At 45.6% G+C, this 19,832-nt stretch carries 21 protein-coding genes; 10 read left to right on the top strand and 11 right to left on the bottom strand.

Features of this window, described 5'->3' with window-relative positions; all coding sequences use genetic code 11:
* Positions 1 to 99: 99 nt before the first annotated feature.
* The 4 genes from MARME_RS12315 to MARME_RS12305 form a co-directional block, all read right to left on the bottom strand.
* Positions 100 to 594, bottom strand: coding sequence for an Lrp/AsnC family transcriptional regulator (locus MARME_RS12315; RefSeq protein WP_013661589.1), 495 nt, complete (start codon positions 592 to 594; stop codon positions 100 to 102).
* A gap of 16 nt (positions 595 to 610) precedes the next feature.
* Positions 611 to 760 (bottom strand): hypothetical protein, encoded by a 150-nt coding sequence (locus MARME_RS22300; RefSeq protein ID WP_013661588.1) that lies wholly within the window; start codon positions 758 to 760, stop codon positions 611 to 613.
* 108 nt (positions 761 to 868) lie between these two features.
* Positions 869 to 2,245 carry an aspartate aminotransferase family protein gene (locus MARME_RS12310; protein ID WP_013661587.1) on the bottom strand — a complete coding sequence of 459 codons (1,377 nt, stop codon included), beginning with the start codon at positions 2,243 to 2,245 and terminating at the stop codon, positions 869 to 871.
* A 255-nt stretch (positions 2,246 to 2,500) separates the two neighbouring features.
* Positions 2,501 to 3,157, bottom strand: a complete 657-nt coding sequence (locus tag MARME_RS12305) for a helix-turn-helix domain-containing protein (RefSeq protein WP_013661586.1) — start codon at positions 3,155 to 3,157, stop codon at positions 2,501 to 2,503.
* A gap of 251 nt (positions 3,158 to 3,408) precedes the next feature.
* Here MARME_RS12305 and glnT point away from each other — a divergent pair, with 251 nt between their 5' ends.
* The 5 genes from glnT to MARME_RS12280 all read left to right on the top strand — a co-directional run bounded on the left by glnT (position 3,409) and on the right by MARME_RS12280 (position 8,462).
* On the top strand, positions 3,409 to 4,743 hold the full coding sequence (gene glnT, locus MARME_RS12300) for a type III glutamate--ammonia ligase (protein WP_013661585.1): 1,335 nt from the start codon (positions 3,409 to 3,411) through the stop codon (positions 4,741 to 4,743).
* Between the two features lie 42 nt (positions 4,744 to 4,785).
* Positions 4,786 to 5,685 (top strand): class II glutamine amidotransferase, encoded by a 900-nt coding sequence (locus MARME_RS12295; protein ID WP_013661584.1) that lies wholly within the window; start codon positions 4,786 to 4,788, stop codon positions 5,683 to 5,685.
* A 49-nt stretch (positions 5,686 to 5,734) separates the two neighbouring features.
* Entirely contained in the window at positions 5,735 to 6,418 is a 684-nt protein-coding gene (locus MARME_RS12290; protein ID WP_013661583.1) for a GltB/FmdC/FwdC-like GXGXG domain-containing protein, read from the top strand.
* Positions 6,419 to 6,440: 22 nt separating this feature from the next.
* Entirely contained in the window at positions 6,441 to 7,766 is a 1,326-nt protein-coding gene (locus MARME_RS12285) for an FMN-binding glutamate synthase family protein (protein ID WP_013661582.1), read from the top strand.
* Positions 7,767 to 7,946: 180 nt separating this feature from the next.
* Complete coding sequence (locus MARME_RS12280) at positions 7,947 to 8,462, top strand: ClbS/DfsB family four-helix bundle protein (RefSeq protein WP_013661581.1); 516 nt, start codon at positions 7,947 to 7,949, stop codon at positions 8,460 to 8,462.
* Positions 8,463 to 8,560: 98 nt separating this feature from the next.
* On the opposite strand, the gene MARME_RS12275 is transcribed toward MARME_RS12280, so the two are convergent.
* The 7 genes from MARME_RS12275 to MARME_RS12245 form a co-directional block, all read right to left on the bottom strand.
* On the bottom strand, positions 8,561 to 9,706 hold the full coding sequence (locus tag MARME_RS12275; protein ID WP_013661580.1) for an ABC transporter ATP-binding protein: 1,146 nt from the start codon (positions 9,704 to 9,706) through the stop codon (positions 8,561 to 8,563).
* A gap of 20 nt (positions 9,707 to 9,726) precedes the next feature.
* Positions 9,727 to 10,533, bottom strand: coding sequence for an ABC transporter permease (locus MARME_RS12270; RefSeq protein WP_223294976.1), 807 nt, complete (start codon positions 10,531 to 10,533; stop codon positions 9,727 to 9,729).
* Positions 10,533 to 11,384 (bottom strand): ABC transporter permease, encoded by an 852-nt coding sequence (locus MARME_RS12265; RefSeq protein ID WP_013661578.1) that lies wholly within the window; start codon positions 11,382 to 11,384, stop codon positions 10,533 to 10,535. Before MARME_RS12265 ends, MARME_RS12270 begins: the two co-directional genes overlap by 1 nt.
* A gap of 169 nt (positions 11,385 to 11,553) precedes the next feature.
* Positions 11,554 to 12,573 carry an ABC transporter substrate-binding protein gene (locus MARME_RS12260; protein ID WP_013661577.1) on the bottom strand — a complete coding sequence of 340 codons (1,020 nt, stop codon included), beginning with the start codon at positions 12,571 to 12,573 and terminating at the stop codon, positions 11,554 to 11,556.
* Positions 12,574 to 13,217: 644 nt separating this feature from the next.
* Positions 13,218 to 13,511, bottom strand: coding sequence for a DUF1330 domain-containing protein (locus tag MARME_RS12255; RefSeq protein WP_013661576.1), 294 nt, complete (start codon positions 13,509 to 13,511; stop codon positions 13,218 to 13,220).
* Positions 13,512 to 13,532: 21 nt separating this feature from the next.
* Positions 13,533 to 13,913 carry a carboxymuconolactone decarboxylase family protein gene (locus MARME_RS12250; protein WP_013661575.1) on the bottom strand — a complete coding sequence of 127 codons (381 nt, stop codon included), beginning with the start codon at positions 13,911 to 13,913 and terminating at the stop codon, positions 13,533 to 13,535.
* Positions 13,914 to 13,949: 36 nt separating this feature from the next.
* Entirely contained in the window at positions 13,950 to 14,624 is a 675-nt protein-coding gene (locus tag MARME_RS12245) for a GntR family transcriptional regulator (RefSeq protein ID WP_013661574.1), read from the bottom strand.
* Positions 14,625 to 14,888: 264 nt separating this feature from the next.
* Here MARME_RS12245 and MARME_RS12240 point away from each other — a divergent pair, with 264 nt between their 5' ends.
* Genes MARME_RS12240 through MARME_RS12220 form a run of 5 tightly spaced genes read left to right on the top strand, consistent with a single transcriptional unit; the run spans position 14,889 to position 19,725 of the window.
* Positions 14,889 to 15,488: an amino acid synthesis family protein gene (locus tag MARME_RS12240; protein ID WP_013661573.1), complete on the top strand. Its 600-nt coding sequence runs from the start codon at positions 14,889 to 14,891 to the stop codon at positions 15,486 to 15,488.
* A complete protein-coding gene (locus MARME_RS12235; RefSeq protein WP_013661572.1) occupies positions 15,460 to 16,275 on the top strand; it encodes an alpha/beta fold hydrolase in 816 nt (271 codons plus the stop codon). Before MARME_RS12240 ends, MARME_RS12235 begins: the two co-directional genes overlap by 29 nt.
* A 9-nt stretch (positions 16,276 to 16,284) precedes the next feature.
* Positions 16,285 to 17,193, top strand: coding sequence for a flavin reductase family protein (locus MARME_RS12230; RefSeq protein ID WP_013661571.1), 909 nt, complete (start codon positions 16,285 to 16,287; stop codon positions 17,191 to 17,193).
* Positions 17,190 to 18,224: an LLM class flavin-dependent oxidoreductase gene (locus MARME_RS12225; protein WP_013661570.1), complete on the top strand. Its 1,035-nt coding sequence runs from the start codon at positions 17,190 to 17,192 to the stop codon at positions 18,222 to 18,224. The genes MARME_RS12230 and MARME_RS12225 overlap by 4 nt, the downstream gene beginning before the upstream one ends.
* 10 nt (positions 18,225 to 18,234) lie before the next feature.
* The gene (locus tag MARME_RS12220; RefSeq protein ID WP_013661569.1) at positions 18,235 to 19,725 is read left to right on the top strand and encodes an aldehyde dehydrogenase; all 1,491 of its coding nucleotides are present in this window, start codon (positions 18,235 to 18,237) and stop codon (positions 19,723 to 19,725) included.
* The last annotated feature ends 107 nt before the right edge of the window (positions 19,726 to 19,832 follow it).

Raw genomic sequence — 19,832 nt, 5'->3', positions numbered from 1 at the left:
GAAGACAACGTAAACAGGCGTTTTTAATCGATAAACCAGCAGCTTATGCCGTTGTCGATGTATGTTTACGTTTTGGGCTGTCCGTCTCTATAGAACGGGTCATTCATTTGGCTCGAATAGGTTTTCGATTGGGTAGTATTGCTTAACAACAGGAGACTTAATCACGATGTAACTAAAGTACTTATCAATGAAGGTGTTCTGATCTAGAAGCTCTTCCATAATGGTTTGGTAGTGAACGACATTCCTTGTTAGAAAAACCAGTTGATAATCAAACCCACCGCTCACCAAGTGACATTCTTGAACCTCATCAATCTTTCTTATACAGGCTTCGAACTGCGCAAAATGATCTGGACGATGGTCTGTTAAGGTAATTTGAGTAAATACACGCTGAACGGTGCCCAGCTTTTCAAGTTCAATATGAGCACCATAATTTGAAATATAGCCTGCTTTTTCGAGGCGTTTAACTCGAGTTAAACAAGGGCTAGGAGAAAGGCCTACCACATCGGCTAGATTAACATTTGAGATCCGACCATTTTTTTGTAAGTGGCTTAGGATACGTACATCAATACGATCTAGTTTTGGTGAACCGACCATAAAAAACTCCTTTCTACTAAGGGAAGCTGCGAATAAATCTCTTGAGCTTCAGTGTTATCCACGCTTTGTCATCTGTGGATTTGTCCGCAGCTTCCCAAGAGAGATGCGGACTTTTTCTAATACCTATTGACGCTTCGATAGTAGCAGGAAGTTGCATGATCGTCATCCGTCGCTCTTCAATCTTTTTTGGTATTCGAGCGTTGAATACGTGCAGCGTTTGCTCTTTTCAGAGGGCCGTACGCACCAACGCAAAAAAGCCTTTAAGATGAATGTGTTAACTGATAGCCGCTTGTACGTCTGGATCTGCTAATACCTCATCCAACGTTTTTTTCACTCGCTCAAAAAGTATCGCAAAATCTTCTTCTCGATAACAAAGTGCGGGCGCAAAACCAAGGATCCCGTCTGCGAAACTTCTAAAAATGACTCTGTTTTTGTAGGCTGCATCGGAGATTTTCTCCGGTAACTTAAGGCTTGGGTCAAATTGAGCTTTGGTTTGTTTATCGCACACCAGTTCTAGTGCACCTAGAAGACCACGGCTACGAGCATCGCCTACCAGAGGATGATCTAACAGAGCTTGCAAACCTTGCTCAAAGAAAGGCGCTACTTTTTGAGCGTTTTCAAGAAGTCCGCCTTCCTCATACAAACGAATCACCTCAAGGGCAATCGCCGCGCTGACTGGATGAGCGGAATACGTAAAGCCGTGTCCAACGGGAGCGCTATTTGACTCGCTACCAGCAATCGTTTGATAGACGTGATCGCTCATCATCACTGCGCCCATTGGCGCGTAGCCAGCGGTGAGGCCTTTTGCCACCGTCATTAAGTCTGGCTGAACGTCTTCCGCTTCACTTGCGAACATGGTGCCTGTTCGACCAAAACCAGTAATAACTTCGTCGACAACAAACAAAATACCCAGCTCATTACAGCATTCTTGCATCGCTTTTAACCAACCCTTTGGTGGGACGATAACGCCGCCTGAGCCAATAATGGGTTCACAGAAAAAAGCAGCAACGTTGTCGACACCAATTTCGTCGACTTTACTCTTTAAAGCCGCAACAGATTCTGTGATAACGGCATCTGCGTCATCGCCATGTGCTAAGCGGTAAGAATAAGGGCAAGCTATCTTATGCTGGTTTGGAAGGGGTAAATCAAAGTTGTTATGGAAAACAGGCAGTGCGGTAAGACCAGCGCCCTGTGACGAAGAACCGTGGTAACCTCGTTCGATGCTGATAAACTGCTTTTTAGTCGGCTTTCCGAGAGAATTAAAATAGTGAACAATAAATCGAATCGCTGAGTCTACGGCATCTGATCCGCCCATGCTAAAGAATACGTGCTGTAGAGAGCTTGGTGTGATTTCAACTAACTTAGCAGCCAGTTTGATCGCTGGTTCGGATGCAAAGTGAAAGTAACCTGTTGCGTAGGGCAGTGTTCGCATTTGTTCTTGTGCCGCTTCGACAATACTTTCATGGCCGTAGCCTGTGTTGACACACCACAAGCCAGAAAACGCATCTAATAATGTATTTCCCTCTATGTCAGTCAGGTAAGCGCCGTCTCCTGATTTAATAATGGTTGCGCCTCGTTTTTCGTGAGCATGGTAATTTATGACAGGGTGAATATAGTATCGTTTGTCTAATTCGATTAGATCGTCTTGCATAGAAGGTAGCCTGCTACATGAGTGAAAAATTATTCAAAATAGTAGCGTGGGAAGGGCGGCGGATGATGTCGGCAGAGTAGAGGGAACATCAAGAAAATGGCGAATTTTGACTAGGGACGAAATATTATTCCGTTTCGGTTATTTTGTCTCTAGGCGTTTCGTTTCTAGTCCTTTCGTTTCTAGTCTATTCGTTTCTAGTGAGTCTGTATCCAGCCATTTCATGATGCATGCAAGAGTATGAGTTATGAGTTGCGGCTATTTATCGCCAGAGTCATGAATAATGACAGACAGCAATTTTATGGGAACCTCTTCTAATACTTCTGGGCCGTGAGGGATATCCGAGTTAAAGGACAGTGAGTCGCCAGGAGACATTTCGTAAAGGTGATTACCGTGACGGTATTGCAAACGACCTTCTAATAAATGGATAAATTCGTGCCCGGGGTGAGAGAAGGTCGGAAACACTTCGCTTGCATCGTCCATCGCAATCAAAAAGGGTTCGTAGACCTGTTTTTCACCACGATTATAGCTGAGTAGCTGATAGGTGTGGCCTTTCTCCGTTCCTCTACGGACAACTTCCATTCCTTGACCTGCTTTCGTCAGTTGAGCGCCGCCTTCTGGACGATCATAGTCTGCGAACAATTGAGAGATAGACAGGCCGATCGCGTCGCAAAGTCGATTCAAGGTATCTAAACTCGTGGAGACTTGCGCATTTTCAATTTTACTCACCATCCCTTGGCTTAAATGAGCGATTTTAGCGACATCGGCGATTTTAAGGTCAAGCGACATTCTTCGCTTCTTTACCTGTAGTGCAATGTAACTTTCAAGTTTCAATTTAGGAGAACTTGTTCTTTTTTCACTTATTTCGCCCTCATTCAGTGCGCGCGCATGACGAGACGGTGCATTTTTGTCCATGTTTTGAGCCTTTTAGAGCGTATTGACGCGCTTTTTAATACGTCGCAACGATCAGTATTTGAGTAATTTAGAAATTACAGCATAAAAATCAGATTCTTACACCATTGGGAATAAAAAATTACTATAAGTAAAAATTTGGCAGATTTTTTGCTTTCCTAATAATAAATAAATATTCCTGTTAGGAATTTAAATTTTATAGTAGGTTTGAATAAAACAATATTCATAACGTCATACATATCAGGAGAATCGTGATGCAACCAGATACCGTTAAAAGCTTTATCGAAGAAAATAAGGTCAAGTATGTTCTAGCTCAGTTTGTTGATATTCATGGTGTTGCTAAAACAAAATCTGTACCTGCAACCAAAATCTTTGATGTTGTTGAGGCGGGCGCGGGTTTTGCTGGTTTTGCTACCAATGGCTTAGGTTTGGAGCCACACGGTCCTGATTTTATGGCGCGCGGTGACCTTTCTACATTGAGTATTGTGCCTTGGCAGCCGGGTTATGCGCGCATTGCATGTGATGGCTATGTGAACAATGAACCTCACCCATATTGTTCACGTGTTGTTTTGAAGAACCAGCTGTCTCGTTTATCAGAAAAAGGCTGGTCACTCATGACAGGGTTAGAGCCAGAGTTCTACCTGTTTAAGCGAGGTGAAAACGGTGCTTTGTTGCCGGTTGATGATACGGACAATTTGGCGAAACCTTGTTATGACTATAAAGGCTTATCTCGATCTCGCGAGTTCTTAGAGCGCTTGGTTGAGTCCCTTCAAGCCGTCGACTTTGATGTCTATCAAATTGACCACGAAGATGCGAACGGTCAGTTCGAAATTAACTACACCTATGGCGATGCGCTGGAATCTGCGGATCGTTTTACTTTTGTTCGTATGGCTGCGGGTGAAATCGCTAATGATATGGACATGATCTGCTCCTTTATGCCTAAACCTGCGGCGGACAAAACAGGAAATGGCATGCATTTCCATCTTTCTATTACGGATGAATCTGGCAAAAACTTATTCTCTGACGATTCAGATGCCCACGGTATGGGATTGTCAAAAATGGCGTACCACTTTACAGCAGGCATTTTGGCGCACGCTAAGGCGATTTGTGCGTTTGCAGCGCCAACGGTTAACTCCTATAAGCGATTGGTTGTCGGAGGAAACGATTCAGGTGCTACTTGGGCGCCTGCGTATATATGTTACGGCGACAACAACCGCTCTGCGTTAGTGCGTGTTCCCTATGGGCGTCTTGAATTCCGTCTGCCTGATTCTGGTTGTAACCCATATCTTGTACACGCGGCATTAATTGCGGCAGGCATGGATGGTATTGAGCGACAGTTGGAGCCAGGTGATCCGACCAACATCAACCTTTATGCCTTGTCTTTAGAGGAGATCGTAGCGAAGAGCATCGACATTCTTCCTCAGAATCTAAACGAAGCGCTTGACGCATTGGAAGAAGATTCAATCTTCATCGAACACATGGGTGAGGAAATTGTGTCTGAGTTTATCAAGGTTAAGCGTCAAGAATGGAATGAGTACTCACGTCATGTATCTGACTGGGAAACGGCTCGTTACGCAGAATTTTTCTAACGATATCAAATAACTGAATACGTAAATTTTAGAGGTTTAATTATGTGTGGAATTGTCGGCCTTTATTTAAAAAACGACGCACTAGAAAACAAGCTGGGTGAACTGTTTGAACCCATGCTGATCTCAATGACCGATCGCGGCCCCGACAGTGCTGGCTTCGCTATTTATGGTGATGAAGTCCAAGAAGGGTGGTTGAAGCTAACACTACGACATCATGAAGAAGGTTTCGATTGGTCTACGTTAACCGATCAAATAGCGACAGCATTGCAATGCGAAGCAGATTGGATGAGTAATGCGAATGTGGCAGTACTAAAGGTTAAAGCCGACGAAGCGGCCGTGCGAGAGTGGTTGAGTGCACATTATAGTGAGGTTCTGATTTTAAGTGCAGGCGCTTCAATCGAGATCCTAAAAGAAGTGGGTTTACCTGAAAATATTTCGTCAAAATTCAGCCTAAGCGGCATGGAAGGGTCGCACATCATTGGGCATACGCGAATGGCAACAGAGTCTGCTGTCACGATGGAAGGCAGTCATCCATTTTCGACGGGATCGGATTTATGTCTCGTGCATAACGGCTCACTGTCAAATCATAACCGTCTACGTGAAAACCTAAAACGCGAGGGTATTACGTTCGAGACGGAAAACGACTCAGAAGTGGCAGCTGGCTACTTAACATGGCGTTTGAACGAAGGGGACTCCTTAAAAGAAGCATTAGAAAGTGCCCTTAACGACTTAGATGGCTTTTTCACCTTCACTATAGGTACAAAAAATGGCTTTGCAGTAATGCGTGATCCGATTGCCTGCAAACCCGCGGTACTTGCTGAGACCGATGACTATGTCGCGATGGCATCAGAATACCAAGCGCTTGCGTCGCTTCCTGGAATCGAAAATGCAAAAGTGTGGGAGCCAGAACCGGCCACCTTTTACATTTGGGAACGTCACTAAACGTTATTGAGCAAAAGCGACTTGGTTACAGAGGAATTTGGAGAAAACAATGAATACGTTTGATTTAACGAACAATACGGTGACAGAACTGAATCATGCATTACATGCGCAAAAAGGCAACGTGAGTCAGGCTGATTGGACCGTAACGAACCCTAAGGGATCACACAATTTAGCGGTTGGCTTAGATGAAGCGCTGAACGTCGACATACATGGGCATGCGGGTTATTTCTGTGCGGGGATGAACAAGACAGCCAATATCACAGTGCATGGCAATGTTGGCCAAGGCGTTGCTGAAAATATGATGTCTGGCGTAGTACGCGTAAAAGGCGATGCATCGCAAGCGGCTGGCGCAACGGCGCACGGTGGGCTGTTAGTGATTGAAGGCAATGCGGGCGCACGCTGCGGCATTTCGATGAAAGGGATTGATATTGTCGTAAAAGGCAGCGTTGGTCATATGAGCTGCTTTATGGGTCAATCAGGTAGTTTGGTTGTGTGCGGTGATGCAGGTGATGCGCTAGGAGATTCTCTCTATGAAGTGCACATCTACATTAAAGGGGAAGTGAAATCCCTTGGTGCCGATTGCATCGAGAAGGAAATGCGCGACGAACACCTTACTGAACTCGCAGCGCTTTTAGAAAAGGCCGGCGTGGATGAAGATCCTGCCAGCTTTAAGCGATATGGCTCTGCACGAGAGTTGTATACCTTTAAAGTTGATAACGCATCTGCCTACTAATTTGTTGAAAGAGATTTTGATTATGAGTAACGATACACACAATCCTAGTTTACGTGAGTCCGCGACTTTTGACCGCTCTACAATGGCAGAGATTCGCCGTGCTGCAGAGACGGGCATCTATGATATTCGAGGTTTTGGCGCAAAGCGAAAATTGCCCCATTTTGATGATCTTCTGTTCTTGGGAGCGAGTATGTCCCGTTATCCGTTAGAAGGGTACCGCGAGACATGTAACACCTCGGTCACGCTGGGAACACGTTTTGCTAAAAAGCCGATTGAGCTGGATATTCCTGTCACTATTGCGGGTATGAGCTTCGGTGCTTTGTCTGCGAATGCGAAGGAGGCGTTGGGTCGCGGCGCGTCGATAGCTGGTACATCAACGACCACTGGAGACGGCGGAATGACGCCAGAAGAACGTGGGCAATCGAAAAAATTGGTCTATCAATATTTGCCTTCACGTTACGGCATGAACCCTGATGATCTTCGTAAAGCGGATGCGATAGAAGTGGTATTGGGTCAGGGCGCTAAACCGGGCGGCGGCGGCATGCTACTCGGGCAGAAAATTACGGACCGTGTCGCGAAAATGCGCAACCTGCCAAAAGGTATTGATCAGCGTTCTGCTTGTCGCCACCCAGATTGGACAGGGCCGGATGACTTGGCAATTAAGATTTTAGAGCTTAGAGAAATTACCGATTGGCAAGTGCCAATCTACATCAAAGTGGGTGCGACGCGCACATACTATGACGTTAAGCTGGCGGTAAAAGCCGGTGCAGACGTCATCGTGGTTGACGGGATGCAAGGTGGCACCGCGGCAACGCAAGATGTGTTTATTGAGCACGTCGGTATCCCAACATTGGCTGCTATTCCACAAGCCGTACAAGCGTTACAGGAAATGGGCATGCACCGTAAAGTGCAGCTTATTGTATCGGGTGGCATTCGAAATGGTGCCGATGTCGCTAAATGTATGGCATTGGGCGCAGATGCTGTCGCCATTGGTACAGCAGCTTTGGTCGCTCTGGGTTGTAATGATCCTAAATGGGACGATGAATTTAAGAAAATTGGTTCGGCAGCGGGCTACTATGACGATTACCAAGAGGGTAAAGACCCTGCGGGCATTTCGACTCAAGACCCTGAGCTAATGAAACGATTAGACCCTGTCGATGCGGGACGTCGTTTAGCGAATTACCTTCGAGTATTAACACTTGAAGCGCAAACATTGGCACGAGCGTGCGGTAAAAACGATCTTCGTAATTTGGAACCAGAAGACCTTGTTGCCCTAACGGTTGAATCTGCCGCTATGGCTCGCGTTCCCCTCGCGGGCACCAGCTGGGTTCCGGGGCAGCAGTTTTAAATTCGGATTCTCCATCCAACGTAAACCTCTATAGGTTTGCCCAATTTTAGCCACGCTTAATCGCGTGGTTTTTTTTGTCTATACTGTTATCGACGCGAACCTACTGGCTATTTTATTGTTAATCAGTAAAGTATATGCACCCTTTCGTAATGAGCTAATCTGTTTTTAAGGATGAATACAATGAGCAGCATACCCGCTTCAAAAAAGGAACTTGAGTCGGCGATCCAAGATATGTTTATGAAGTTAATGAAAGACTATCGGGACATTCCCATTTCTTTAAGCCGAGATTTGGGTGTCGAGGGAAACATCAAAGGCACCTCTATTAGTGTGTGCGATACACTTGCTTATCTTATTGGTTGGGGGAAGTTGGTTGTAAAATGGTGTGATCACTATAACGACAATCAAGCAATAGACTTCCCTGAAACGGGCTTTAAATGGAATCAACTTGGGTTGCTTGCGCAGCATTTCCACATCGAGTATAAAAACTGGAAATACAACGATTTATTGGAAGAGTTTGAAGAGGTGATCTCGACGATACTGGCAATCATATCGCGTCTAAGCGATGACGAACTATACGGTGATGACTGGTATGAGAACTACACACTCGGTCGTATGATTCAATTCAACACGTCTTCGCCGATGAAAAATATACGTACCAAAGTGCGTCGATTTAGAAAGCAGAATGCGTTGGCGTGATATCACACTCTATGCTGCAAGACCCTTTGAGTGAAGAGCCTTGTTGTATAGAGTGCGACGTCTTTTGCTTACAGCGTTAAGGTTTACGACGTTATGACTTATTTTGCGTCTTTTTCTATATCGCTGCGTTCCCATTTTGAGTAAATCGAGCTGTGCTGAACCTTCCACCGAATGAAAACCTTTGAGTCGGGCTGAATCTCCGGTAGATCGGTAGCGATCGTTTTGCTCATTACCACTGTGCCGTCGCCTGTGGTGACACTACAGGTTAGGCTCTCCCCTAAGAATACTGATTCGTTTACTGTTCCTATGATCTCATTTTCGTCGCTTTGAACAGGGCTGAGTTTGGCTTGCTGCTCGTCGACAATTCGAATGTTTTCAGGGCGAATCATAAGCAGTGCTTGTTGGTTGTAGGGTACATCATGATTCGCGTTTAGAGAAATTACCTGATTGTTTATGACGGCAGAATTAGGGCCAGACACCTTTACTTTTAGGAAGTTTGAACTGCCTAAAAAAGAGGCAACAAACGCATTGGGTGGTTCGCGATATAAGTCTTTACCTGTTCCTAAGCCGACGATCTGACCTTCTTTAAAGATGGCGATTCGTTCTGATAAGCGCATCGCTTCGTCTTGGTCGTGCGTCACGTAGATGATGGTGATGCCCAATCGCTTGTGTAACAGTCGCAACTCGTCCTGAAGGTCTTCACGCAGTTTTTTATCCAGTGCACCAAGCGGTTCGTCCATTAGTAGAATATCAGGCTCGTAAACCAGCGCGCGCGCAATCGCAACGCGTTGTTTTTGTCCGCCTGACAACATGGAAGGGCGACGATCAGCGAAGCTTTCTAATTGCACAAGCTTGAGAATGTCATCGACTTTTTTATTGCGCTCTTCTTTTGGTAATTTACGAATATCCAGCGGAAATCCGATATTGTCTCGAACACTCATATGCGGGAACAGGGAGTAATGCTGAAACACCATACCAATTCCACGTTTGTGTGACGGTGTATTAACGAGCGATTGATCGTTCAATAGAATCTCGCCAGATGTGGGGGTTTCAAAGCCGGCGATCATAGAAAGCGTGGTGCTCTTTCCAGAGCCACTTGACCCCAAAAAGGTTAAGAACTCGCCTTTGCGGATATTAAGGTTGATGTGATCAACGGCGGTGAAGTTGCCGTATTCTTTGTTTAACGCCTGAAGGCATACCAAAGGGGAATGTGTGGATGTCGTATTTTGAGACTGTAAACTCATAGTGATTCTCCTTAAGGTGCTTAGCGATTGCTGTAACGACGGGCAATACTAGCGGCTGTCATGATGAATAAAGAAAGTAAAATAAGAAGCGTCGACGCGACGGCAATAACAGGAGTAAGGTCTTGCCTTAATGTTGACCACATCTTAACTGGCAGGGTTTGCAGTTCAGGACTGGCCATCATGACACTGATCACGACTTCGTCCCAAGAGACTAGAAAGGCAAACAATGCACCCGCAAAAATCCCCGGTTTGATGACAGGGAAGGTCACTTTAATGATGGCTTGGAGTCGACTGGCCCCACATATGACGGCAGCGTCTTCAATTGACTTATCGAACAGTCTTAGCGAGTTAATAATCGAGATAACCGCAAAAGGTAATGCGACAATGACATGGCTGACCACAAATGCAAACAGAGTGCCAGTTAGGCCGAGATTTAGAAACACACCATAGACTGCAACAGCAATGATCACGACAGGCACGATCATCGGCAGCGTGAATAAACTGTATAAGTAATCTCTTCCTTTAAATTTTCCTCTGACTAACGCGAATGAGGCTGGCATGGCGATGAGTGTGGCAATGATGGAGGTCAGCAACGCGACTTTGAGACTGGTCATAGCCGATTCCATCCATTGAGGGTTCTCAAAGAATTTTTCATACCATTTTAGTGTCCACGCAGGTGGTGGGAACACCAGCCATCTGGATGAACCAAAGGATAGCGCGACAATAAAAAAGATGGGCAGAGCCAGAAAGGCCGCGATTGCGCCTGTGATCACATAGAGTGATGATTTTAATTTCCAGCCCATTGAGCCTTGTGAAAGTAACATCATTAAGCTCCTGTATTGGTTGAAACAGGCGAGTCTGTTTGTACTTTTAGATAAAAGTAAAACATCACGATCGTTAAGATAATCAGCAGCGCTGCAGACGCGCTTGCCAGACCCCAGTTTAGGAAGGTCTGTATTTGCTGCACGATGAATTCGGGTAGCATCATGTTTTGAACGCCTCCGAGGAGGGCGGGTGTCACGTAGTAACCCAGAGACATGACAAAGACCATCAGTGCCCCCGAAAATAACCCCGGCTTACACAATGGTAAGAACACTCTAAAAAACACTGTGCGCGCAGGTGCTCCGCAAATGGAGGCGGCTTGTAATACCATTGGGTCTATCGCTGCCATACAGGCTTGGAGTGGCAGTACGACAAAGGGAATCATAATGTAGCTCATGCCGATAATGACCCCAGTTAAGTTGTGAACCATCGTAATAGGCTGATCAATAAGGCCAATGGACATCAGTACTTTATTGATGACGCCGGAAGTTTGCAGTAAGACGAGCCATGAATATGTTCGAGCTAATAGGCTAGTCCACATAGACAGCAAAATTATGCTCAGAAGCCATCTACCCCAGCCTCTAGGTGCGAGCGTAATACACCAAGCCAGAGGAAAGCCTAATACAAGAGAAATAACAGTGACTAAAGCCGCCACAAGAAAGGTATTAGACAGTACTTGAACATACGTTGATGTGGCTAACAGCTGCTCAAAGTTTTGCATACCGAATGTGGGTTCGGTCAGGCTTCTAAGTAATAAGCCTGCCAAAGGGATGAGAAAGAAAATGCAAAGAAACAATAGAATTGGGAGTAAAAGTCCCCCCTCTCGCCATTTCTCTCTCGAAAAAGTCATAAACATGTTTACCGCACCTTATAGCATAAATAGCACGTTATGGAATGAGCCTGCTTTTGCATACTTATTTCAAAACGTTCTTATTTAAATTTCAAAATGGAGTAAAGGAGGAGGGTCTCCTCCTTTATGCTTGCTTCACGTTATGTATTGGACAGCGTATTTTTCTACTGTCGTGTTACTTGAGGATCCACTCGTTCCATTTTTTCGCTATGTCAGGGCCATGCTCTGCCCAGTATTTGTAATCCAAAGAGACTTGATCGTCGGAATACGTAGTTGGCATGAAGGCCATTAGATCGTCGCTAATCAATGCGCTACTTTCTGAGTTGATCGGAGAGAATGCGGTTAGCTCGGCGAAGTCTGCTTGGCCTTGAGCGCTGGTGGAGTACGCTAGGAACTTCATCGCCGCGTCTTTGTTTTTCGCGCCTTTAGGGATAACAAGGAAATCGGACATAACAAGGTTCTGTTTCCAGCTCACGCCGACTGGCACGCCATCTTCTTGAAGGGCGAAAATACGACCGTTCCAGAATTGGCCCATAGACACTTCACCAGAAGCAAGTAACTGCTGAGACTGTGCGCCGCCGCCCCACCAGATGATGTCTTTCTTGATGGTGTCTAACTTCTTAAAAGCACGATCTAAATCAAGTGGGTAAAGATCTGATTCCGCGACACCATCAGCAAGCAAGGCTAATTCAATTACACCTGGACTGGGCCACTTATAGAGAGCGCGTTTACCTGGGAAAGTCTCGGTATCAAACAGCGCTGACCAGTTTGCAGGTTGACCAGAAAGTTTGCCCATGTTGTACGCTAAGACGAATGAAAAGTAGAAAGAGCCAATGCCGTAATCGGATACAAAGCGAGGGTCAATGTTGGTTTTGTCGATAACAGAGAAATCCAAAGGCTCAAGTAAGCCTTCTTTAGCGGCGCGGTAAGCAAAGTCGACTTCTACATCTACCAGATCCCATTGAACGTTGCCGCTTTCGACCATTGCTTTGAGCTTTCCGTAGTCGGTAGGACCGTCTTGAATGACCTTGATACCTGTTTGTCCGGTAAATGGCGTTGCCCAAGCTTCTTTTTGCGCATCTTGAGTTGAGCCACCCCAGCTGACGAAGTTGACTGATTCTGCTGCATAACCCTGAGCAATACCGAAGCTGCATGCCGCTGCAATGATTGCTTCTCTTACTTTATTCATCATCATGTTCTGTTCCTTTTATGTTTTAAGGTTTTTGATTTGAAACAATTGATGCAAAGGCTTTGACGCATTTCTTGCGAGATTATTAGTGTTTTACGTTGCGCAAAAAATAACCTTTAGAGTTCCATAATATGGTATACCATTTATTATGCAAGCATTGTTAGCCATTTTTTTCAGATTCCAAATTTTCTTTATCTGTGAAAAAAATTGCCGTATAAGAAGAATCGTAGCGCGCAGCTAAGGCCCAATACGTGACGTTTTTTCTTGCAGAAGAGGCTCTACAAAAAGCGCATTTACAGACGCTCTCAAAAAGAGAGGGTTTGAAAACGAAGACCTAGACGCTTTTCGTCATTGTTTTTGGGATATATGTTTTTGGGTAAGTGTTTTGAATGAGTGTTTTTGTACGAATGCCTTTAATGATCGCGGTAAAAGAATAGATAAGATGAAAGCGAAGGGCAACGCACTGGAAAGGGGAGGCAACGCAAGATCACTAGGGAAGGTACGAACAAGTCCACTGGCTTCAGCGTGTGGATAACTTTTCTTTATTCGAGGCAAGTGTCTGGAGACAAATGCCGCTGTCCAATATTGAGCACATTGGCAAGAAAGTTAACAAAGAATTAAAGAAAGCTTAGCCCACGCCCTTTGGGTCTTTAATTGAGTCCCTTCATAATCAATATGTGGGCAAATGAGCAGCCTTCTCGCTGTTGTCTCGCGTGTTGATATTCTGGAGATCGATAGCAGGCTAACGCCTTTTCATAAGATTCGAATTCGAATACCACAGCACGATCGGGTGCTTTAGAAAAGCCCTCGATCGTTGTCACTTCCTCACCACGAGACAGCATCGTCGCGCCGTATTTTTTTAACGCTTCTGGCGCTAGGTCGAGGTAGTTTTGATACTGATCTTTATCGTGGACATCCACGAACGCAACCCAATAACCTTTCATATTGTGCCTCCTAGCGGTGTATTACAGTAGACCTTTTTCGACGAGGATTGGGCGTGCTAAACGAAAACACTCCACACCTTGAGGGACACCACAATAGATTGCGATGGCGTGAATAGCCGCGCGAATTTCTTCTAAAGAGACACCGTTATTAATCGCGCCGGAGAGGTGCAGCTCCCATTCTTCCATTTTGCCTAGCGCTGCGATCATAGTGAGGTTCATGAGTGAACGAGTTTTTGCATCGATGGCATCGTCCCCCCAACCGAACCCCCAGCACCATTCAGTCATGGCTTCCTGAAAAGGGCGATTAAACCCATCAGCCTTTGCAAGGTTGGCTTCTACGTACTCAGCACCAAGCGTTGCTTTACGTTTTTCGAAGCCTAAATCAAACAGCTCTTTATTCATTTTTAACCTCAATGATTGTAAAGTTTGGATGAACTGTTAGCCCGCCTGATCTTGAAGTTGACTTTGAAATAGAAGTGTCGCGACTTCGTAGGCTTCTTTCAGGTGGCGGGCGCATATTTCTTTTGCTTTATTGGCGTTCTTTTCTTCGATTGCTTTGACTATGTCGTACAAATCTTTCGGACCGACTTTCTTTCTGCCAGAGGTTCGCAATGTTAACCCTCGAAGTCGTGAAATCCGCGAATTAAGTTGATCAACGAGATCCCAAGACACATGGCGATCTGCAGTTTTGAAGATTAATTCATAGAATTCAGTGGTCACACTTAGACCTGTTTTGATGTCGTCTTTTTCGAGTGCATCTGCAATTTGGTGTTGTAACGTGTACAAGGTTTGAACGACGTCGCTGTTTGCTTTCTCACAACAGGCCGCAACAGCGGAACATTCTAATAGCGTTCGAATTTCATATATTTCTTTTACTTCCTCATCGCTTAGTGAGGCGACAACGAAGCCGGAATTTGGGATGCCGACAACGAGTCGTTCACTTTCCAAATGCCTAATACATTCTCTTACAACGGTTCGACTGACCCCCATTGTTTCGCATAGGGTGCGTTCAACGAGTCGAGTGCCGGGTGTTAAAACATTGTTGGTAATTGCATCACGAAGCGATTCTAGTGCGCTTTCTTTGAGTGTTTTTGGTCGTTCAACCTTTAACATTCGTTATGTCCTTCCACTATTTGGATCAAAGTTTCAGTAATTTTAACACATTAATGTTTGCACTATGTAAGATTGTGTGTTTATGTTTCTATATTATGGTATACCATATTACATTGTGTTTGTTTTGTCATCGCTTTTATATCTAAGGCGCTCTTCTATTTCCCTATAAAGAGCGAAAAGGAAGACAGAGAGAAGAGAGTCAACTCGCTGCTACCGACATGAATAAAGTTGATACATAAATATAGAAATCGTTAGGAAGCCAATATGAGTTTAGAGATCCGTAAGATTGTTCGCTTTGAAGAAGAAACCTTGATCGAAGGTTATAAAGCCGCTGAGACACCCTTGCGTATGTTTGCTGTTGCTGCCGTGGTCAAAAATCCATGGGCAGGCAAATACGTCGAGGATCTGCGCCCCATCGTCAGAGAGTATGGCCCTCAACTCGGTGAGTTGCTGACCGCTAAAATCTCGGAACTGGCGGGCGGTGCTGAAAACATCGAAGCTTTTGGTAAAGCGGCGGTGGTTGGTTTAGATGGTGAGGTTGAGCATGCGTCTGCCTTGATTCATACCCTTCATTTTGGAAATCATTATCGTGAAGCTGTTCAAGCGAAATCGTTCCTTTCATTTACCAATACTCGTGGGCCAGCTAACGCACCGATCTCCATTCCGATGATGGACAAAAACGACGGCGGCCGTCGTTCTCACTATTTAACGCTTCAATTCAATATAAACGACGCCCCTTGTGCTGACGAGATTGTGGTTGTACTTGGTGGTGCTTCTGGCGGTCGTCCTCACCATAGAATCGGTGATCGTTATCAAGAGTTAAAGGAGTTAGGGCATGACATTGAAAACCCCGCAGCGGTTTAAATCCGCTAACGGGTTGGCATATGTCGTAATGGGGCAAGGTCAGCCTTTGGTTTTAATTCATGGTGTGGGTCTCCGGCTTGAAGCGTGGCTTGAGCAAATGGAGGCGTTGTCTGCTCACTTTACCGTATATGCGGTGGATATGCCGGGTCACGGAAGCAGTGCTTTGATGCCAGGTTGCACTGATATTGACGGGTACACCGATGAAATTGCCGCTTGGATTGACGAGATAATTGATCAGCCTGTTGTGATTGCTGGTCATTCAATGGGATCGATGATTGCACTGAATTATGGCTTTCGTTTTCCCAAAAGGTGCCGTGGCGTGATCGCACTCAATTCTGTTTATCGACGCTCCGATTCCGCAAAGCGCGCCGTGATAGATCGAGTGAAAAGCATCAAGGAAGGCAGTGTCGACCCTGATGTCACCGCACCCGTTAAGCGTTGGTTTGATTTCCCTTTGATTGGGCGCGATGTCGATCATGCAAGGCTGTGCACAGAATGGTTAACCCAAGTGTCTGTTGAGGGTTATCAGCAAGCATACGAAGTGTTCTGCATGAATGATGGACCGGACGATAAGGATTTAGCGGCCATGAATATGCCTGCTTTGTTTGTAACCGGTGAAGGTGATCCAAACTCGTCGCCATTGATGTCCGAAGCGATGGCACAGCGTTGCCCGCATGGCCAGCTTCATATTGTTGAACAAGCAAAACACATGGCCCCGATGACGCATCCCGGTGAAATAAATCCATTATTGATTGAATTCTCTAAGCGCTGTTTTAGCCCAGCATAGGAGGTTTTTATGAGTGATTTTGATGTACGCGAACTACGTAATGCTTTTGGCTCGTTTATGACAGGAGTGACCATCGTCACAGCGGTCAGTAAAAGCGGGGAAAAAGTCGGATTTACTGCTAACTCTTTTACTTCTGTTTCAATGGACCCGCCTTTGTTGCTTGTGTGTCCGGCGACTAAGTTATCCAGCTACGATGTGTTTGAATCATGTGACCATTTTGCGGTGAGCATTTTGTCAGAAGATCAGCAAGATGCCTCGAATATATTCGCCGGATCGAAAGGCGACCGTTTTGCTGAGGTGCCTTGGCATGAAGACGAATTTGGTACGCCTCTGATCGATGGCGCCGTAACGCACTTTTCCTGCTCATCTTATCAAAAGGTACCAGCGGGTGATCATTTGCTTTTGATCGGTAAAGTGGACGCGTTTTCAACGTCTGAAAAGCTGGGGTTAGGGTATGCAAAAGGTGGGTATTTTAGCCTAAGTAGAGAGCATAAAGCGGAAGACGTGACGGGCGCAGCGATCGCTCAAGTCGGCAGTTTGATCGAGCACAATGACGCGCTATTGCTTCAAAAGACGGCGGACGGCTATCGATTGCCTGAGACTCTGATGTCATTTGGTCGTTCATCTCAATCCTCATTAAAAGACTATTTCAGTGAGCTAGGTATCCATGCTCAAGTTGGACAAGTTTTTTCAGTGTATGAAAAGAATAACTCCGGTTATTTCAGTGCGTATTATCGCGCTGAAGCAAGCTCGCAATGCGAATTAGAAGATTTTGAATTTATTCATTTTGACAAGTTAACTGGCGCTGATTTTGCCTCCTCTGACATCGAATCTATGGTGTCTCGCTACGTAGAAGAGAAACAGAACGGCGTATTTCGATTGTATATAGGTAATGAAAAAGAAGGAGAGGTGCGATGAAGTTTTCCCTTTTTGCTCATATGGAGCGTGTTGATGAGCAGCAACGTCAGCAAGATCTATACGAGGAGTTTATCTCCTTATGTCAAATCGCCGATGAGGGCGGAATGAGTACAATATGGACAGGAGAGCATCATGGTATGGACTTTACCATCGCACCGAACCCATTTTTGAACTTAATCGACTTAGCTCACCGCACGAAAAATGTGCGTCTAGGTACGGGAACCATCGTTGCACCGTATTGGAATCCGATAAAACTTGCTGGTGAAGCAGCGATGACCGACATTGTCACACAAGGGCGTTTGGAACTTGGTATAGCGCGTGGTGCTTATGCATTTGAATATGAGCGCATGGTACAAGGTGGGATCGACGCTTGGGAAGCAGGCGAATGTCTACGTGAGATGGTGCCTGCCATCAAAGGGTTATGGGAAGGTGATCATACTCAGGACAGTAAACACTATAAGTTTCCGAAAACAACATCAGCACCTAAGCCACTCACACCAAATGGTCCACCTATTTGGGTCGCAGCGCGCGATATTAACAGTCATGAGTTTGCCGTTAGCAACCACTGTAATGTTCAAGTAACGCCATTGTGGCAAGGGCTTGATGAAGTGGAAACATTAATTGCTAAGTACAACGAAGCATGCGAAAAGTTTGATCAGCGTACTAAAATTATGATTCTTCAGCATGCTTATGTTGCAAACGACGAAGCGGAATTAGATCGAGCTGCCACTAAATTGCATGAGTTCTACTGCTATTTTGGCGCATGGTTTAAAAATGAGCGACCAATTAGCCACGGTCTAATTGAGCCCTTGTCTCAGTCTGAAATAGATAATCATCCTTTCTATAAGAAGGACGCCATTCGTAAGGACTTAATGATTGGGACGTCAGAGCAAATTATTGAACGTTTGAAGCACTATGAAGCATTAGGTTATGACGAGTTTTCCTATTGGTCCGATTCGAGTATGAGCCGCGCTGAAAAAGAAGCGTCATTACGTCGCTTTGTTGACGAAGTCATGCCGGCATTTAACTAGAGGAAGGGATATGGTTAACCAAGAACAACCTCACTATCCATTGCTGATCGACGGTCAATGGGTCGAAGGGGCAAACAATCGGGTAATGGAAACGTATAACCCGGCTACGGGTGAGCCATGGGCGACTTTTGCTTGTGCTGAATCTGAGGACGTGGATAAAGCCGTTTGTGCTGCACGTCGTGTACTGTCCGCACCTGAATGGGGGGGCTTCACGCAAACGCAACGGGCAGACTTGATGTTTAAGCTAGCTGATTTGCTTGAAGAGCATGCGAAGACGCTAGGCGAAATCGAAACAACCGACAGTGGTAAGCTTGCCGCTGAAACGGTGACTCAGGCGAAATACGTCGCCAACTATTACCGCTACTACGCAGGCTTAGCGGACAAAATTGAGGGGCAGACATTACCGATTGATAAACCGGATATGCATGTCTTTACGAAGCCAGAGCCTATTGGTGTTGTTGCTGCGGTCGTGCCGTGGAACGCACAAATGTTTTTAACGGCAACGAAGCTCGCGCCTGCACTGGCGGCTGGCTGTTCGGTGATCATCAAGGCGTCGGAAGTAGCACCAGCGGCGATACTTGAGTTTGCCAAACTGATTAGCGAAGCAGGCTTTCCTGATGGTGTGGTTTCCGTTATCACGGGCGATGCAGAAGGGTGTGCCATTCCGTTGACCTCTCATCCTGATATTGATCGCCTTGCTTTTACTGGCGGGCCAGAGACAGCAAAACACGTAGTTCGAAATACGGCTAACAATTTTGCAGTGACCTCGTTAGAGCTTGGCGGGAAGTCGCCTATTATTGTGTTTGACGATGCTAACTTAGAGAGCGCAGTTAACGGCATTATTGCGGGTAATTTTGGGGCATCGGGGCAGTCTTGTGTGGCGGGCTCAAGGGTTTATATTCAAAAAGGGATTTACACCAAGGTACTCGAAACGCTTAAGCAACAAGCGGAGCAAGTGGTGGTTGGGAACCCATTAGAACCGTCTTCTCATATCGGGCCACTTTGTACTCTTGCTCAAGTGCGGCTTATTGAAGAAACCTTGGCGAAAGCCATTGAGCAGGGCGCGAACATACTGGCTGGTGGAACAAGCTTACCTGAGTTAGGATCAGGGCATTATTTCGCGCCGACGATCGTAGAGTGCCCTCATAACGACATTGAAACGCTGACGGTTGAGATGTTTGGCCCTGTTATGTCTATTGTGTGTTTTGATTCAGAGGAAGAAGCGATTACGTTGGCGAATGCATCGAAGTTCGGTTTGGGGTCAGGTCTCTTTACTGAAAATTTAGCGCGTGCAATGAGAGTGTCACAAAAGATCCAGTCGGGGATTTGCTGGGTCAATACCTATCGTGCTGTTTCTCCGATTGCTCCTTTTGGCGGTGTTAATCAGTCTGGATATGGACGCGAAGCGGGGGTTCAAGCCATTCAAGATTACATTCGTGTCCGCACGACTTGGATCAGTACCTCTAGCGAACCAATGGGTAATCCGTTTGTAATGCGTTAAGGTAAGAGCTTGTTATTTTAGAGCTATCAAGACAATAACGATTAGATAAAAATGCCTCACATTTGTTGAGGCATTTTTATTTTAAATCAGAAGGTCAGCGGTATTTA

The sequence above is a fragment of the Marinomonas mediterranea MMB-1 genome, assembly GCF_000192865.1.
In the GTDB taxonomy this organism is placed as follows: Bacteria; Pseudomonadota; Gammaproteobacteria; order Pseudomonadales; family Marinomonadaceae; genus Marinomonas; species Marinomonas mediterranea.
Note: the sequence above shows the minus strand (reverse complement) of the source record. Positions and strands in the feature narration are given on the sequence as shown.

What these genes read in the sequence shown, in the direction of transcription:
- MARME_RS12240 (WP_013661573.1), top strand. Translation starts at nt 14,889, where the DNA reads ATGAGTTTAGAGATCCGTAAGATTGTTCGCTTTGAAGAAGAAACCTTG.
- MARME_RS12245 (WP_013661574.1), bottom strand. Translation starts at nt 14,624, where the DNA reads ATGTTAAAGGTTGAACGACCAAAAACACTCAAAGAAAGCGCACTAGAA.
- MARME_RS12255 (WP_013661576.1), bottom strand. Translation starts at nt 13,511, where the DNA reads ATGAAAGGTTATTGGGTTGCGTTCGTGGATGTCCACGATAAAGATCAG.
- MARME_RS12290 (WP_013661583.1), top strand. Translation starts at nt 5,735, where the DNA reads ATGAATACGTTTGATTTAACGAACAATACGGTGACAGAACTGAATCAT.
- MARME_RS12265 (WP_013661578.1), bottom strand. Translation starts at nt 11,384, where the DNA reads ATGTTTATGACTTTTTCGAGAGAGAAATGGCGAGAGGGGGGACTTTTA.
- MARME_RS12295 (WP_013661584.1), top strand. Translation starts at nt 4,786, where the DNA reads ATGTGTGGAATTGTCGGCCTTTATTTAAAAAACGACGCACTAGAAAAC.
- MARME_RS12285 (WP_013661582.1), top strand. Translation starts at nt 6,441, where the DNA reads ATGAGTAACGATACACACAATCCTAGTTTACGTGAGTCCGCGACTTTT.
- MARME_RS12225 (WP_013661570.1), top strand. Translation starts at nt 17,190, where the DNA reads ATGAAGTTTTCCCTTTTTGCTCATATGGAGCGTGTTGATGAGCAGCAA.
- MARME_RS12275 (WP_013661580.1), bottom strand. Translation starts at nt 9,706, where the DNA reads ATGAGTTTACAGTCTCAAAATACGACATCCACACATTCCCCTTTGGTA.
- MARME_RS12280 (WP_013661581.1), top strand. Translation starts at nt 7,947, where the DNA reads ATGAGCAGCATACCCGCTTCAAAAAAGGAACTTGAGTCGGCGATCCAA.
- MARME_RS12270 (WP_223294976.1), bottom strand. Translation starts at nt 10,533, where the DNA reads ATGATGTTACTTTCACAAGGCTCAATGGGCTGGAAATTAAAATCATCA.
- MARME_RS12310 (WP_013661587.1), bottom strand. Translation starts at nt 2,245, where the DNA reads ATGCAAGACGATCTAATCGAATTAGACAAACGATACTATATTCACCCT.
- MARME_RS12315 (WP_013661589.1), bottom strand. Translation starts at nt 594, where the DNA reads ATGGTCGGTTCACCAAAACTAGATCGTATTGATGTACGTATCCTAAGC.
- MARME_RS12260 (WP_013661577.1), bottom strand. Translation starts at nt 12,573, where the DNA reads ATGATGATGAATAAAGTAAGAGAAGCAATCATTGCAGCGGCATGCAGC.
- MARME_RS12230 (WP_013661571.1), top strand. Translation starts at nt 16,285, where the DNA reads ATGAGTGATTTTGATGTACGCGAACTACGTAATGCTTTTGGCTCGTTT.
- MARME_RS12220 (WP_013661569.1), top strand. Translation starts at nt 18,235, where the DNA reads ATGGTTAACCAAGAACAACCTCACTATCCATTGCTGATCGACGGTCAA.
- MARME_RS12250 (WP_013661575.1), bottom strand. Translation starts at nt 13,913, where the DNA reads ATGAATAAAGAGCTGTTTGATTTAGGCTTCGAAAAACGTAAAGCAACG.
- MARME_RS22300 (WP_013661588.1), bottom strand. Translation starts at nt 760, where the DNA reads ATGACGATCATGCAACTTCCTGCTACTATCGAAGCGTCAATAGGTATT.
- MARME_RS12235 (WP_013661572.1), top strand. Translation starts at nt 15,460, where the DNA reads ATGACATTGAAAACCCCGCAGCGGTTTAAATCCGCTAACGGGTTGGCA.
- MARME_RS12305 (WP_013661586.1), bottom strand. Translation starts at nt 3,157, where the DNA reads ATGGACAAAAATGCACCGTCTCGTCATGCGCGCGCACTGAATGAGGGC.
- glnT (WP_013661585.1), top strand. Translation starts at nt 3,409, where the DNA reads ATGCAACCAGATACCGTTAAAAGCTTTATCGAAGAAAATAAGGTCAAG.